Source organism: Comamonas sediminis, from assembly GCF_041107495.1.
Lineage (GTDB): Bacteria > Pseudomonadota > Gammaproteobacteria > Burkholderiales > Burkholderiaceae_C > Comamonas > Comamonas sediminis.
In genome coordinates this window covers 501,189-513,160 of the sequence record NZ_JBGBDC010000001.1, presented here as the reverse complement: position 1 = coordinate 513,160, position 11,972 = coordinate 501,189, and the positions used below count along the sequence as shown (strand labels likewise).

Annotated in this window: 17 protein-coding genes; 12 read left to right on the top strand and 5 right to left on the bottom strand. The window is 64.3% G+C overall.

The window, feature by feature from the left end; translation table 11 throughout:
• Window positions 1–21: 21 nt before the first annotated feature.
• Window positions 22–849, bottom strand: a complete 828-nt coding sequence (imuA, locus tag AB7A72_RS02230; RefSeq protein WP_369458880.1) for a translesion DNA synthesis-associated protein ImuA — start codon at window positions 847–849, stop codon at window positions 22–24.
• A gap of 170 nt (window positions 850–1,019) precedes the next feature.
• Here imuA and AB7A72_RS02225 point away from each other — a divergent pair, with 170 nt between their 5' ends.
• The gene (locus AB7A72_RS02225; protein ID WP_239811275.1) at window positions 1,020–2,063 is read left to right on the top strand and encodes an MlaD family protein; all 1,044 of its coding nucleotides are present in this window, start codon (window positions 1,020–1,022) and stop codon (window positions 2,061–2,063) included.
• Window positions 2,060–2,740, top strand: coding sequence for a hypothetical protein (locus AB7A72_RS02220; RefSeq protein WP_369458879.1), 681 nt, complete (start codon window positions 2,060–2,062; stop codon window positions 2,738–2,740). Before AB7A72_RS02225 ends, AB7A72_RS02220 begins: the two co-directional genes overlap by 4 nt.
• 29 nt (window positions 2,741–2,769) lie before the next feature.
• On the opposite strand, the gene AB7A72_RS02215 is transcribed toward AB7A72_RS02220, so the two are convergent.
• Complete coding sequence (locus AB7A72_RS02215) at window positions 2,770–3,009, bottom strand: hypothetical protein (RefSeq protein ID WP_312409930.1); 240 nt, start codon at window positions 3,007–3,009, stop codon at window positions 2,770–2,772.
• 250 nt (window positions 3,010–3,259) lie between these two features.
• Between AB7A72_RS02215 and AB7A72_RS02210 the strand changes: the two genes are divergently transcribed.
• On the top strand, window positions 3,260–3,388 hold the full coding sequence (locus tag AB7A72_RS02210) for a hypothetical protein (RefSeq protein WP_256460959.1): 129 nt from the start codon (window positions 3,260–3,262) through the stop codon (window positions 3,386–3,388).
• Window positions 3,389–3,481: 93 nt separating this feature from the next.
• Window positions 3,482–3,802 (top strand): plasmid stabilization protein, encoded by a 321-nt coding sequence (locus AB7A72_RS02205; RefSeq protein WP_369458878.1) that lies wholly within the window; start codon window positions 3,482–3,484, stop codon window positions 3,800–3,802.
• 47 nt (window positions 3,803–3,849) lie between these two features.
• Here the strand turns inward: AB7A72_RS02205 and AB7A72_RS02200 are convergent, their stop codons facing one another.
• On the bottom strand, window positions 3,850–3,999 hold the full coding sequence (locus tag AB7A72_RS02200; protein WP_165841178.1) for a hypothetical protein: 150 nt from the start codon (window positions 3,997–3,999) through the stop codon (window positions 3,850–3,852).
• A gap of 169 nt (window positions 4,000–4,168) precedes the next feature.
• Here AB7A72_RS02200 and AB7A72_RS02195 point away from each other — a divergent pair, with 169 nt between their 5' ends.
• Together AB7A72_RS02195 and ykgO are read left to right on the top strand one after the other, a co-directional pair.
• Window positions 4,169–5,236, top strand: coding sequence for an SDR family oxidoreductase (locus tag AB7A72_RS02195; protein ID WP_239811279.1), 1,068 nt, complete (start codon window positions 4,169–4,171; stop codon window positions 5,234–5,236).
• 172 nt (window positions 5,237–5,408) lie between these two features.
• Complete coding sequence (gene ykgO / locus AB7A72_RS02190) at window positions 5,409–5,558, top strand: type B 50S ribosomal protein L36 (protein WP_116925897.1); 150 nt, start codon at window positions 5,409–5,411, stop codon at window positions 5,556–5,558.
• A 94-nt stretch (window positions 5,559–5,652) separates the two neighbouring features.
• Here the strand turns inward: ykgO and AB7A72_RS02185 are convergent, their stop codons facing one another.
• Entirely contained in the window at window positions 5,653–6,057 is a 405-nt protein-coding gene (locus tag AB7A72_RS02185) for a low affinity iron permease family protein (RefSeq protein WP_239811280.1), read from the bottom strand.
• A 72-nt stretch (window positions 6,058–6,129) separates the two neighbouring features.
• On the bottom strand, window positions 6,130–7,035 hold the full coding sequence (locus tag AB7A72_RS02180; RefSeq protein WP_369458877.1) for a LysR substrate-binding domain-containing protein: 906 nt from the start codon (window positions 7,033–7,035) through the stop codon (window positions 6,130–6,132).
• 137 nt (window positions 7,036–7,172) lie between these two features.
• Between AB7A72_RS02180 and AB7A72_RS02175 the strand changes: the two genes are divergently transcribed.
• The 6 genes from AB7A72_RS02175 (at window position 7,173) to rpsO (ending at window position 11,893) form a co-directional block, all read left to right on the top strand.
• On the top strand, window positions 7,173–8,405 hold the full coding sequence (locus tag AB7A72_RS02175; protein WP_369458876.1) for a metal-dependent hydrolase family protein: 1,233 nt from the start codon (window positions 7,173–7,175) through the stop codon (window positions 8,403–8,405).
• A 25-nt stretch (window positions 8,406–8,430) separates the two neighbouring features.
• On the top strand, window positions 8,431–9,789 hold the full coding sequence (locus AB7A72_RS02170; RefSeq protein WP_369458875.1) for an MFS transporter: 1,359 nt from the start codon (window positions 8,431–8,433) through the stop codon (window positions 9,787–9,789).
• Window positions 9,786–10,322, top strand: coding sequence for a GAF domain-containing protein (locus AB7A72_RS02165; protein WP_239811284.1), 537 nt, complete (start codon window positions 9,786–9,788; stop codon window positions 10,320–10,322). Before AB7A72_RS02170 ends, AB7A72_RS02165 begins: the two co-directional genes overlap by 4 nt.
• Before the next feature lie 123 nt (window positions 10,323–10,445).
• Entirely contained in the window at window positions 10,446–11,168 is a 723-nt protein-coding gene (locus AB7A72_RS02160; RefSeq protein ID WP_369458874.1) for an AzlC family ABC transporter permease, read from the top strand.
• Window positions 11,165–11,494, top strand: a complete 330-nt coding sequence (locus AB7A72_RS02155; RefSeq protein WP_239811286.1) for an AzlD domain-containing protein — start codon at window positions 11,165–11,167, stop codon at window positions 11,492–11,494. Before AB7A72_RS02160 ends, AB7A72_RS02155 begins: the two co-directional genes overlap by 4 nt.
• A gap of 132 nt (window positions 11,495–11,626) precedes the next feature.
• Window positions 11,627–11,893 (top strand): 30S ribosomal protein S15, encoded by a 267-nt coding sequence (gene rpsO / locus AB7A72_RS02150; RefSeq protein WP_116925902.1) that lies wholly within the window; start codon window positions 11,627–11,629, stop codon window positions 11,891–11,893.
• The last annotated feature ends 79 nt before the right edge of the window (window positions 11,894–11,972 follow it).

Sequence of the window (11,972 nt, the reverse complement as noted above, 5' to 3'; positions counted from 1 at the left end):
AAGGGCGTGGCGTGGGCAGCTTCAGTGGAGCAGGCTGGACTGGCGCGCGCGCTGGCTGCGGGGCAGGGGAAGTGGGGCAGCAGGGCGGCCCAGATCGGTGTCATGGTATGGCAAGCTAAGGGCAGTGTTGGAGGATGAGACGGAAACGGCAGCGGTGGCCGGTTGGGGCAGCGGCACGGTGCCAGGCCACAGCCGGGCGGGCAGCACGGCTTGCAGGCTGGGCGGCACGGCAGGCAGCTCCAGCGTGCCCTGGTGCACGGGGCCCCGGCGTTTGAGCAGCTGCAGCTGCAGTGACCACGGCTGGCTGCTGCGCACCAGCAGCCGCAACGGGGCGGCGGAGGCCTGGTGCTGGCTGCTCTCGGGTCGAAAGACAAAGACGGGCCCTTCAAACTGCTGGGCACTGATTTGCAGGCGGCGTATCTGCTCGGGCTGCACCTGGGGCAGCCAGGCCAGCAAGGCCGCTGCGGCATTGGCTTTGAGCAGTTGCTCCAGCGCCCAGAGCTGGTCTTGCGGGCGGCTGCTGTGTATCCATACCAGCTGCCCGGGCGCCAGGCCGCTCTGGGCCAGCCCGCTGGCGTGGGGCGGCAGTGGCGGGCCCAGCGCGATGACGGGCTTGTGCGCTGGGCACTGCTGCAGGCCTCGGCCGGTCAGGCGCCACTCCAAGGTGCCGGCCTGGGGCTGCAGCACCTCGGTCAGGCACTGGCTGGGCCAGCCCTTGCCAGGCAGCTCGGCATCGAGTGCATCCCAGCCGGTGGGGATGCCCGCCATCGGCGCGCGCACCATGTGATCGCCCCGCCAGAGCTGGACGTTCACCGCGGGCGGCAAGGACAGGGCATCGAGTTTGGGCATGGCAACTAACTGTATATATGTACAGTATAAGAGCTAGCGCAGCGGCAATGTGTAACAAGCGCCGGGCAAGCCGCGGGCGACTGGGCTGGAAAGTGAGTGTCTGCCTTTCAAAACAACCCCCTGCAGCTTTCTTTTGAAGCTGACAGCCAGCCCGGGTAAGATCGCGGTACATGCAAATACCAGAACCCCACGACTCTGCCGACCGCCCTGCGCCGCCGTCTTCTGCCGCCTCTGCACGGCGTGCGGCGGTGGTCGATGGGGTGGCCGTCGATGGCCTGACGCCAGTGCCGCATCTGGAGCGCAAGGCCGGGGCATTGCTGTTGTTTACCCTGCTGCTGATCCTGGGCTCGGCCTTTTATCTGATGTATGCGCGCGGCGTCTTCGAGCCCAAGCAGTCGCTGATCCTGACGGCCGATGATTCCGAGGGTGTCTCCATCGGTCTGGACATGACTTTCTCCGGCTTTGCGATTGGCAAGGTCAGCAAGATCGAGCTGGCGCCCGATGGCACGGTGCGCATCCATGTGGATGTGCCCGAGAAAGATGCGCACTGGTTGCGCAGCAGCAGCGTGTTCACGCTGGTCAAGGGCCTGGTGGGGGGCACGACGATCAAGGCCTATTCGGGCATTCTGGACGACCCGCAGCTGGAGGATGGCGCCGTGCGCGCGGTGCTGTCGGGCGATGCGACGGCCGAGCTGCCGCAGCTGATGAGCAATGCACGCCAGCTGCTGGAGAACCTGAACATGATGACCTCGGCCGGCTCGGCCTTGGGTGGCACCCTGGAGCAGCTGCGTGACCTGAGCACCAAGCTCAACGGCCCCAGCGGCGCGCTGGGCGTGGTGATGGGTGGGGATGCCGAGGCGCGCAAGATATCGCAGACCCTGGACCGCACCAACCAGCTGCTGGCGCGCCTCGATGGCCTGGCCAAGAATGCCGACAAGCAGGTGTTTGGGGCCGATGGCGTGATGCCCGAAGTGCGCGCCACGGTGCAGCAACTCAATGCCGTGCTCGGCGATGTGCGCGGCAGCCTGAAGAAGGTGGATGCGGTGCTGGTGGAGGCCCAGGCCGTGGGCGCCAATGCCAAGGATGCCACCAGCCAGCTGGGTGATTTGCGTGCCGATGTGGAGGCCAATCTGCGCAAGGTCGAAGGCATGCTGACCGAGTTGAACCGCAAATGGCCGTTTGCCAAAAAGGATGCCGAGGTGCGACTGCCATGAGTACCGTGCTTGCCATCACCGCCCGCCTGGCCGCAGCCTTGCTGGCCGCCGCTGTGTTGGGCGGCTGCGCCAGCGGCAAGAAGGCGCCCGACTGGGCGATCAACGAACAAGGCGCTGCCGAACGCGCGACCGATGCCTACCTGTCAGGCAACCAACGGGTGGCAGAGGCCGAATGGCGGCGTGCGCGTGACGAGGTAAGCCGCACGGCCCGGCCCGATCTGCTGGCCCGGCTGGAGCTGGCGCGCTGCGCTGCGCAGGTGGCTGCCTTGGAGGCTGCCCCTTGCACGGGCTTTGAGGCCGTGGCCCAGGATGCTGCCGATGCCGAGCAAGCCTATGCCCGCTATCTGCAGGGCCAGTTGGCTGCTGGCGATGTGGCGCTGCTGCCCAAGGCCCAGCAGGCAGTGGCGCCGCTGGCACCGGAGCAAGCAGCCGCTGCGCTGGCCGCTATGGAAGACCCGCTCTCGCGCCTGGTCGCGGCCGGCGTGCTGGCGGTGCGCGGACCGGTGCCGATGGCGGTCGTCACCCAGGCGGTCGATACCGCCTCGGCCCAAGGCTGGCGCCGTGCCGTGATGGCCTGGCTGATCAACCAGCAGCGCCTGGCGCGCGCGTTGGGCGATACGGCACTGGCCGACCAGGTGCAGCGCCGCCTGGACCTGCTGCAGGCCACGCAGAAGTAAGCCCGCAGCCACTACAGCGCTGCATCCACTCACACTGACTGGCTCGTCGTCGTATCGGGCACTGGCTCTGGCTGCGTGCCGGGGTAAGGGTGCTCGGGGTTGCCGGGGTAGGGGTGTGCCGGCTCACTGGGATAGGGGTGCTGCGGGTTGCCCGGGTAGGGGTGCAAAGGGCTGGGCTCATACGTGCCCGGCTCACCAGGCGCCGGCTGCGGCTGGCCGGGAATGGGGGGCTGGGCAGGGGACGGACTGGGCTCGTAGGGTTGGGGCATGGTGGCTCTCCTGGTGCAGCTGGTGGAGCCGCTGGCGCACCGGCGCATACGGCTGGATTCAGCATGGGGCAAAAGCCCAGTGTTGCAAGCGCAGGGGCCAGGCCGTGTAGGTCTGCGTAGCGCGCGGGGGTACGCCCAGTGCCGTTACGCCATGTGTGAAGCGGAACAATGTATTGGGAAGCGTTTTTCCGACATGCAGCGCTGTGCGCCAGGGCTACTCTGAAAGCCTGTTCAGCGATTGGAGGACGCCATGCGCCACCTGCACCCCATGTTTCTCGCCCTGGTAGGGGCCCAGGCCCAGAAGCCCGTTCCCACCACCCCCAAGAAGCCACGGCCAGGCGGCGGTGGCCCGCCCGCCGATGGTGATCCTTCCCAATGACGGAGCCCGGCAACGCGGTGGGGCCATGACCACGGACCGCCCCATACCGCCTCCGCCCTCATCCCTGCCTGCACCCACCCAAGGAGTTTTGTGATGCCCCAAGGAGATAAATCCGCTTATACCGATAAGCAAAAACGCATGGCTCGCCATATCGAGAAAAGCTACGAGAAAAAAGGCGTCTCGGAAGACGAGGCTGCCTCACGCGCCTGGGCCACGGTGAACAAGGAAACCGGTGGCGGCAAGCGCTCCGGATCCGGCCGGGGCAAGGCAACAGGGCCGGGCTCGCAGCTCGCAGCCGCGCGCTCGGCTGCTGCCAAGAAAGCCGCCGCCAGCCGCAGCCCCGAGGCTCGATCCGCATCGGCTAAAAAAGCAGCGGCCACCCGCAAGCGCAACGCCGCTGCCAAGAAGAAATAAGAACAGGCCAGCCACCGGGTGGTGTGCTGGCCTGTTGCGTTGCCGGTCTAGACCGGTTCCGGATCCTTCACCGGTGGCTCATGCCCGGGTTCCTCGATAGGCAAGGTGCTGTCGGGCGGATCGATGGGCTCGGGCTTGGGCAGATCCGGCGGTGGTGGCGCCACCGGCGGCTGAGGGGGCGTGGTAGGGGTTGGCATGGCGGCCTCCTTTCTGCCTTCTTTGTACTGCGCGGTGTGGCGGCCGTATGTCGGACAAGCTTGTCAGCGGGTAAGTGCATGTAGGGCTGTCGAGGTTGATGTTGCAGTGGTCTGCCGCTGCGCGATGCCGTTTCATTTTTTCCAAGTTCAAGATCCAAGGAGTTTCAGCATGAGCCCATCCAACAGTCCATCCCAAAAGAGCGTCAGCAAGAAGCCTTCGCCAGAAAAGCGCTCGGTCGAGGAAGTGGTGGCTGCGCAGCAGCGCATCCAGCAAGAGCAAGGCCAAAACGACGCGCGGGACAAGGCGGCCAAAGCGTCCAAAAAAGCCAAGAGCAGCAAGGACGATAAAACCAGCAAAAAGACCGCACCCGGCCCCGGCCATGAGGTGCCCACGCCACCGATGCCCGGCAAAAAGCTGGCCAAGCCCGGCCTTGAGAAAGCGCTGGATCTGCAGCCGCTCTATCTGGCAGAAAACTACCGGGGCAGCGGCAAGCTGGAGGGCAAGACGGCGGTCATCACCGGCGGAGACTCGGGCATTGGCCGGGCGGTGGCGGTGCTGTTTGCGCGCGAGGGCGCCAATGTGGCGATCCTCTACCTGAACGAGCACGACGATGCCAAGGAAACCTGCCGCCTGATCGAGGAGGAGGGCCAGCAGAGTCTGGCGATTTCCGGCAATGTGCAGGACCCGCAATTTTGCGAGCAGGCGGTCAAGCAGGTGCTGAAGAAATTTGGTGCGCTCAATGTACTGGTCAACAACGCGGCATTCCAGCAGCATGCGGCCGACATTGAAGACCTGAACATCGAGCGGCTGGACGAGACCTTCCGCACCAATATCTTTGGCTACTTCCACATGGTCAAGGCGAGCATTCCTTATCTGCAGCGGGGTGATGCCATCGTGAACACCGGCTCGGTCACGGGTCTGAGCGGCAGCAAGGAGTTGCTGGACTACTCCGCAACCAAGGGTGCCATCCATGCGTTCACCAAGGCGCTGGCCCAGAACCTGATGGAGCGCGGCATCCGCGTGAATGCGGTGGCTCCTGGCCCCGTGTGGACGCCCTTGAACCCGGCCGACAAGGATGCGGAGGACCTGCGCGAGTTTGGTGCCGACACCCAGATGGGCCGCCCCGCGCAGCCCGAGGAGCTGGCACCCGCCTATGTGTTTCTCGCGTCGCAGGTGTGCTCCAGCTATATCTCAGGCATTGTGCTGCCGGTAACGGGCAGCGTGGGTGCATCCTGACCACGGGCGCAGGATCGCTGGCAACCTGTTGGCCTGCACCCGACCTGGTGTTGGCCCAGGTGTTGGCGCAGGCACCTGGTGGCGCTTGCTTGTTCCAAGACACGGATGCTTGAATTGATAATGAGAATGCATTATCATTTAAGCATCTGTTGCCGTTTTGGAGAAGCACTGCATGCAAGTTCTGTCGTCCCTCAAGGAAGCCAAGAAGCGCCACCGTGATTGCCAGGTGGTCAAGCGGCGTGGCCGCATCTATGTCATTTGCAAGTCCAACCCCCGCTTCAAGGCGCGCCAGGGTGGGGCAAAGAACAAGCACAAGCGCTGAGACGCCCAGGCTTTGCATGGGCCGCGGCCCATGCGCGCAGCGGAAGCGACGAATGCAGGCCGCTCACCGCCCTGCGTAGCGCAGGGCGGGGATATCAGCCAGCGCTGGGATGCTGCTGTGCATCCTGTTTCTGGCGCGCTTTTTCGGCCAGGATGTCGAACTCCTTGCGCAAGGCGTCCAGCTCCTCTTCGTCCAGCTCTTCGAGCGACAGCATGCAGTTGCGGGCCGGCTCGATGGCGCGGATCAGTTCATCCAGTTTGATCTGCATGGCCTCGGTGTCGCTGTTCTGGGTGGACTGGATCAGGAACACCATCAAGAAGGTGACGATGGTTGTGCCGGTGTTGATCACCAGCTGCCAGGTGTCATTGAAGCCGAAAAACGGACCGCTGACCGCCCACAGCACAATCACCAGGACAGCACCGACAAAGCACACCGGCCGGCCACTGAACTTGGCGACGGCGCGGGCAATTTTGTTGAAGGCGGAATGCTTGGTTTTCATGGGAGAACTCCTTCGATCGCAGATGGCGACCAGCATAGAACCAAGCGGCTGGGGCGAGGCTGCCTCAGCAGATCAAGTGGCTGTAGGAGGGCGGCGGCATTCCTGCTGCAGCCATTCGCCAAAGCGCTGGTAGCTCTCCATGTCGCTGCGCCAGGTGGGCGCGCAGAGGTAGTAGCCCAGCGGGCTTTCAAAGCGCTGGCCAAAGGGCTCGACCAGTTTGTGCGATGCCAGCGGCTCCTGCAGCAGGCAGCTGGGCACCAAAGCCACGCCCAGGCCGCCAATGGCCGCCTGGATGATGAGGGTAAAGAGGTTGAAGCCGGGGCCGATGCGTGCCCCTTCATAGGGGCCGGCATAGGCGGTGAACCAGTCGTCCCAGGAGGTGGGCAGCTCGATGTGCTGCAGCAGGCTGCACTGCTTGAGGTCGCTGAAATGCACGATCGGGTGCTGCTGCAGGTAGCTGGGCGAGCAGACGATGCTGGTCTCGCGCCCGATCAGGTACTGGGCATCGGCAATCGGCCAGTCGCCGTAGCCGTACTGGATGGAGGCATCGAAGCCATCGACGGTCTCGGCGCTGTCGGTGGTGCTGTAGCGCACAAAGTGGATGGCGATGTGCGGGTTGCTGGCGCGAAAGCTCTCCAGCCGGGGAAACAGCCAGTTGGCCGCAAAGGTGGGCGCGACCGACAGGCTGAGCAGATGGGCGTTCTGCGCCGTGGAGATGACCTGGGTGGTGGCGCGTTCGAGCGATTCCATCGCTGGGCGCACGAGCTTGAGGTAGTTCTCGCCAATATGGGTCAGCGCCAGCCCATGGCTGCGGCGCATGAACAGCGGATGGCCCAGGTAGGCCTCCAGGCCCGCAATGTGGCGGCTGATGGCGCTTTGCGTGACGAACAGCTCTTTGGCGGCCTTGGAAAACGACAGGTGCTGCGCCGACAGCAGGAAGGCGTTCAGCTCGGAGATCGTGGGGCAGCGACGGCGCATGGGGTATGAGCTCCACTCATGACGGTAGAAAAAATTGGCAGATGCATGACCTCATGTCATTGCCACATATTGTTGCAGCTTGGCTAGAGTTCGGGGCATTAGAGGCAACCATGGCGCTGTGAACGCCAAATCCGATTATGCAATCCACCCTGATCCGCAATGCCAAGATTCTCGACACCAGGCATCTCGTATTGACTTCTACTCATACCATTTGGGTGCGCAACGGTCTGATCGAAAGGATCAGTGCCGAAGACTTCGAGGTGGCCGATGCCACCGTCATCGATGCCAAGGGGATGACCCTGATGCCCGGCCTGATCGACTGCCACGTGCACGTGATGGCCTCGGGCTTCAACCTGGGTGCGGTTGCCAATCTGCCCAATGCGCTGGCGCTGCTGCGCGCGCTGCCCATCATGAAAGGCATGATCGACCGGGGCTTTACCTCGGTGCGCGATGCCGGTGGTGCCGACTGGGCGCTGGCCGAAGGCGTGCGTACCCGCCAGGTGGCCGGCCCGCGCTTGTTCTGCGCCGGCAAGGCGCTGTCGCAAACCGGCGGCCATGGCGATTTCCGGGCGCGCAATGACACGCTCGACCCCTGCTCCTGCGCCTACAAGATCGGCAATATCGGCAAGGTGGTTGATGGCGTTGACGCCTGCCGCCTGGCGGTGCGCGAAGAGATTCTGAAGGGTGCCACCCAGATCAAGGTGATGGCCTCGGGCGGTGTGGCGTCGCCCAACGATCCGATCAACAACCTGGGCTTTTCGGTGTCGGAGCTGACCGCCATCGTCGAAGAGGCCCACAATGCGAACACCTATGTGATGGCCCATGCCTATACGCCCCAGGCCATCACCCGTGCCATCGAGTGCGGCGTGCGCACCATCGAGCACGGCAACCTGGTCGATGCACCCACCGCCAAGCTGATGCAGGAAAAGGGTGCCTACATGGTGCCGACCCTGATCACCTACGAAGGCCTGGCCAACGACGGCGCCAAGTACGGTCTGCCCGACGAGTCGGTGCAAAAGATTGCCAAGGTGCGCACCAACGGCCTCAAGGCGCTGGAAGTGCTGGACGCCGCCGGCGTGAAGATGGGTTTTGGCAGCGATCTGCTGGGCGAGACGCACTACATGCAATCGGACGAACTGGTGCTGCGCGCCAAGGTGCTGGGCCATGCCAAGGTGGTGCAGCAGGCAACGCTCATCGGCGCCGAGATTCTGAACCACGAAGGCCTGCTGGGCGAAGTGGTGGAGAACGCCTATGCCGATTTGCTGCTGGTCGATGGCAACCCGCTGGAGGATGTATCGGTGCTGACCCGGCATGACACGGCGATCAAGCTGATCATGCGCGACGGCTTCATCCACAAGAACGCCTGCTGATGGGCCTTTGAGCGAGCACCACTCTATGTATAACGCTTCCGAACGTCTGGAGCGGCTGCCTTTCAGCCGCTTCCATTTCATCTTGCTCATCATTGGCGGCCTGGGCCTGGCCTTCGAGGCGCTGGATGCGGGCATCATCGCCTTCATCCTGCCGTCGCTGCGCGAACAATGGGGGTTGACCGGCATCCAGGCAGGCTGGATTGCCAGCAGCACCTACGTGGGCTTTCTGGTGGGGGCGCTGCTGTCGGGCATGCTGGGCGACCGCTTTGGCCGCAAGGTCGTGATGATGTGGGCGCTGGTGCTGTTCTGCGTGGCCACCTTCATCAATGCCTTTGCCACCAATTTCCATGAGTTCTACATCTTGCGCATGATTGCCGGTGTGGGCATGGGCGCCGAGGGTGCCATCGTCGCCCCCTACCTGGCGGAGTTTGTCAGCAGCCGCTACCGGGGCCGCTTCACCGGCGCGCTGGCGGGTTTTTTCTCCTTTGGGTTTGTGATGTCGGCACTGCTGGGTTACTTCATCGTGCCGATGAGTGCCGATGGCTGGCGCTGGATCATGGTCATCGCCTCGGTGCCGGTGGTGTTTCTGCTGTGGATGCGCCGGGCGCTGTTCGAATCGCCCCGCTGGCTGGAAGAGATGGGCCGCCGTGAAGAGGCCAGCCGGATCTGTACTGCCATTGAAGCGCAGGTCCAACGCAGCAGCGGCAAGCCGCTGCCCGAACCGGTGAAGATGAGCCTGGCTGCAAAAGCAGCTGACTCCGCCGTGCAAGGCGCATGGGCCAAGCTGGCCACGTTGGTCAAGCCCCAGTACCTGCAAACCACCTTGGTGGTCTGGGTGTTCTGGATCACGGTGATGTTCTGCTACTACGCCTTCCTGGTCTGGATTCCGAGCCTGCTGGTGGCGCGTGGCTTTGCGGTGACCAAGAGCTTTTCCTTCACCATCCTGATCTACCTGGCGCAGATTCCAGGCTACTACTCGGCTGCCTACCTGAATGACAAGATCGGCCGCAAGTACACCATCCTGGCCTACATGCTCGTATCCTGCCTGGCAGCGCTGGGCCTGGCCTTTGCCGGTGCCGACCAGGAGATCATCCTGCTGAGCATGCTGCTGTCCTTTGGCATGAACGGCGTGATCGCCGGCCAGTACACCTACACCTCGGAGATCTACCCGACCTCGATCCGTGCCACCGGCATGGGAACGGCCTCGGCGCTGGCGCGGATTGGCTCGATTGCCTCGCCCACCATCGTGGGGGCCGCCTATCCGGTGCTGGGCTTTGGCGGCGTGTTTGCGCTGATGACCGGCGTGCTGTTTGTCGGCGGCATGGGCATCCTGCTGTTCGGCAAGAACACCCATGGCGTGTCACTGGAAGGAATTCAGCAATGAGCACCACCCATGTCCTGGGCCGCCTGGCCCATACCCTGGGCCAGAGCAGCGATGCCGGGCACCACTGGGCCGCGATTGCCGAGACCTGCCAGCAGCTGTTTGGCTACGGCCTGCTGACTGGCCTGGTTTATCTGCAGCAGGAAAAGCTGATGCGCCGCATCTATTCGTCCAACGAGGCCATCAGCCCGCTGGGCGGCTTCAAGGCCACCGGCAAGGGCCCCTGGTCGGACCGGGTGCTGGACCAGGGCCTGCCCTATATCGGGCGGGACGAGGCCGACATCCGCACCGTCTTCTCCGAAGCCGAGGACCTGGTCGCCCGGGGCCTGCATGCGGTGCTGAACATTCCCGTCTGGTATGGCGGTGAGGTGCTGGGCTCCATCAATATCCTGGGCCCGCGCGGCGCCTACAACGATGTGCCCGAGGCGCTGATCCACCTGGTGGCCGGCGTCTGCGTGCCGGCACTGGCTTCGGCCCGTGAAAGCGCCCGCGAGGCGGCGCGTGGCATTGACAGCGCCAGCCTGCAAAGCGTCTGAGCGCCGCCTTGGCAATACCGAAGCCCGCAAGGCCCCTGGCCCTGCGGGCTTTTATGCGCCTATGTGCCGCAAAGTACTGGCAGTGGCGCGCGCCAGACACAACACGCTCTAAAATCGCCGCCCATGGCTTCTAACAGTTCAGGGTTGTGGTCCTCGCCTGCCGTGCGCATGGGCGTGTCGATCAGCGTGGCAACCGGTTTATATGGCATCTCCTTTGGCGCGCTGGGGGTGGCGGCGGGCCTGTCGGTCTGGCAGACCTGCGCCTTGAGCCTGCTGATGTTTACCGGCGGCTCGCAGTTTGCGTTTGTCGGCGTGGTTGCAGGCGGCGGCGCGGGCGCTGCAGCCCTGGGCGCGGCCAGCCTGCTGGGGGTGCGCAATGCGGTCTACGGCATGCAGATGGCCGCCTTGCTGGGCCCGCGCGGCCTGGCGCGCCTGCTGTCGGCGCAGCTGACGATTGATGAATCGGCTGCCACCGCGCTGGGGCAGGCGGACAAGGACGAGCAGAAGCGGGGCTTCTGGACCGCCGGCGTGGGCGTCTACCTGCTGTGGAACCTGTTCACCGCTGCGGGCGCCTTGCTGGGCAATGCCCTGGGCGACCCGGGGCGCTGGGGGCTGGACGGTGCAGCAGTGGCCGCCTTCATGGGCCTGCTGTGGCCGCGCCTGACGCACAGGGAGCCCATTGCGCTGGCAGTGGTGGCTGCCAGCATTGCGATGCTGGCGGTGCCCTGGGTGGCGCCGGGCGTGCCTATCTTGATTGCAGCGGTGGTGGGCGCCGTCTGGGGCTACCATTCGCGCAGTAGCGGCCCCGCAGGGCAGGGCGCCGGTACGCAGGAGGCCGCACGATGAACGTGATGGCAGACATGGGCAACCACTGGTGGATCTGGGTGCTGCTGGCCAGCGCCGTGACCTATGGCACCAAGCTGCTGGGCTACAGTGTGCCGGCGCACTGGCTGCGCCACCCGCGCATGGCCCGGGTAGCCGGCGCGCTGACGATTGCGCTGCTGGCCGCCCTGACCGCCATGAACACCCTCGTCAGCGGCCAGCAACTGGTGCTGGATGCCCGCCTGGCTGCGCTGGCGGTGGCCATCATCGCGCTGGCGCTGCGCGCGCCATTTTTGCTGGTAGTGGTGCTGGGCGCGGCGGCATCGGCCTTGGTGCGGTTTTGGGGCTAAAAACCTAAAAGAAGTTATTGGGTATAATTGCAGGGTTTTGCATGGTGCAAGACGCACGTCGCAAGCTTTTCCGGCTGCGGCGCAAGTAACCAGAATGCCAGCGCAAGCCGGTGTTCCTATGAAGGAAAACACATGATCGCCGCATCTATCAAGGCCGAAGTTGTAAAGGCCAACGCACGTTCCGCTACCGATACGGGCAGCCCAGAAGTCCAAGTGGCTCTGCTGACCGCCCGCATCAACGAACTGACCCCTCACTTCAAGACGCACGCCAAGGACCACCACGGTCGCCGCGGCCTGCTGCGCATGGTGAGCCGTCGTCGTAAGCTGTTGGACTACCTCAAGTCCAAGGACGCTGACCGTTACACTGCACTGATCGCTAAGCTGGGCCTGCGTAAGTAAGCCCAGGGTGAGATGGAGACGCCTGAGTTAGTCCGCTAGCTCAGGCGTTTTTTACTTCAACGCCGCGCAAACAGAGCGA

What these genes read in the sequence shown, in the direction of transcription:
- imuA (WP_369458880.1), bottom strand. Translation starts at nt 849, where the DNA reads ATGCCCAAACTCGATGCCCTGTCCTTGCCGCCCGCGGTGAACGTCCAG.
- AB7A72_RS02225 (WP_239811275.1), top strand. Translation starts at nt 1,020, where the DNA reads ATGCAAATACCAGAACCCCACGACTCTGCCGACCGCCCTGCGCCGCCG.
- AB7A72_RS02220 (WP_369458879.1), top strand. Translation starts at nt 2,060, where the DNA reads ATGAGTACCGTGCTTGCCATCACCGCCCGCCTGGCCGCAGCCTTGCTG.
- AB7A72_RS02215 (WP_312409930.1), bottom strand. Translation starts at nt 3,009, where the DNA reads ATGCCCCAACCCTACGAGCCCAGTCCGTCCCCTGCCCAGCCCCCCATT.
- AB7A72_RS02210 (WP_256460959.1), top strand. Translation starts at nt 3,260, where the DNA reads ATGCGCCACCTGCACCCCATGTTTCTCGCCCTGGTAGGGGCCCAGGCC.
- AB7A72_RS02205 (WP_369458878.1), top strand. Translation starts at nt 3,482, where the DNA reads ATGCCCCAAGGAGATAAATCCGCTTATACCGATAAGCAAAAACGCATG.
- AB7A72_RS02200 (WP_165841178.1), bottom strand. Translation starts at nt 3,999, where the DNA reads ATGCCAACCCCTACCACGCCCCCTCAGCCGCCGGTGGCGCCACCACCG.
- AB7A72_RS02195 (WP_239811279.1), top strand. Translation starts at nt 4,169, where the DNA reads ATGAGCCCATCCAACAGTCCATCCCAAAAGAGCGTCAGCAAGAAGCCT.
- ykgO (WP_116925897.1), top strand. Translation starts at nt 5,409, where the DNA reads ATGCAAGTTCTGTCGTCCCTCAAGGAAGCCAAGAAGCGCCACCGTGAT.
- AB7A72_RS02185 (WP_239811280.1), bottom strand. Translation starts at nt 6,057, where the DNA reads ATGAAAACCAAGCATTCCGCCTTCAACAAAATTGCCCGCGCCGTCGCC.
- AB7A72_RS02180 (WP_369458877.1), bottom strand. Translation starts at nt 7,035, where the DNA reads ATGCGCCGTCGCTGCCCCACGATCTCCGAGCTGAACGCCTTCCTGCTG.
- AB7A72_RS02175 (WP_369458876.1), top strand. Translation starts at nt 7,173, where the DNA reads ATGCAATCCACCCTGATCCGCAATGCCAAGATTCTCGACACCAGGCAT.
- AB7A72_RS02170 (WP_369458875.1), top strand. Translation starts at nt 8,431, where the DNA reads ATGTATAACGCTTCCGAACGTCTGGAGCGGCTGCCTTTCAGCCGCTTC.
- AB7A72_RS02165 (WP_239811284.1), top strand. Translation starts at nt 9,786, where the DNA reads ATGAGCACCACCCATGTCCTGGGCCGCCTGGCCCATACCCTGGGCCAG.
- AB7A72_RS02160 (WP_369458874.1), top strand. Translation starts at nt 10,446, where the DNA reads ATGGCTTCTAACAGTTCAGGGTTGTGGTCCTCGCCTGCCGTGCGCATG.
- AB7A72_RS02155 (WP_239811286.1), top strand. Translation starts at nt 11,165, where the DNA reads ATGAACGTGATGGCAGACATGGGCAACCACTGGTGGATCTGGGTGCTG.
- rpsO (WP_116925902.1), top strand. Translation starts at nt 11,627, where the DNA reads ATGATCGCCGCATCTATCAAGGCCGAAGTTGTAAAGGCCAACGCACGT.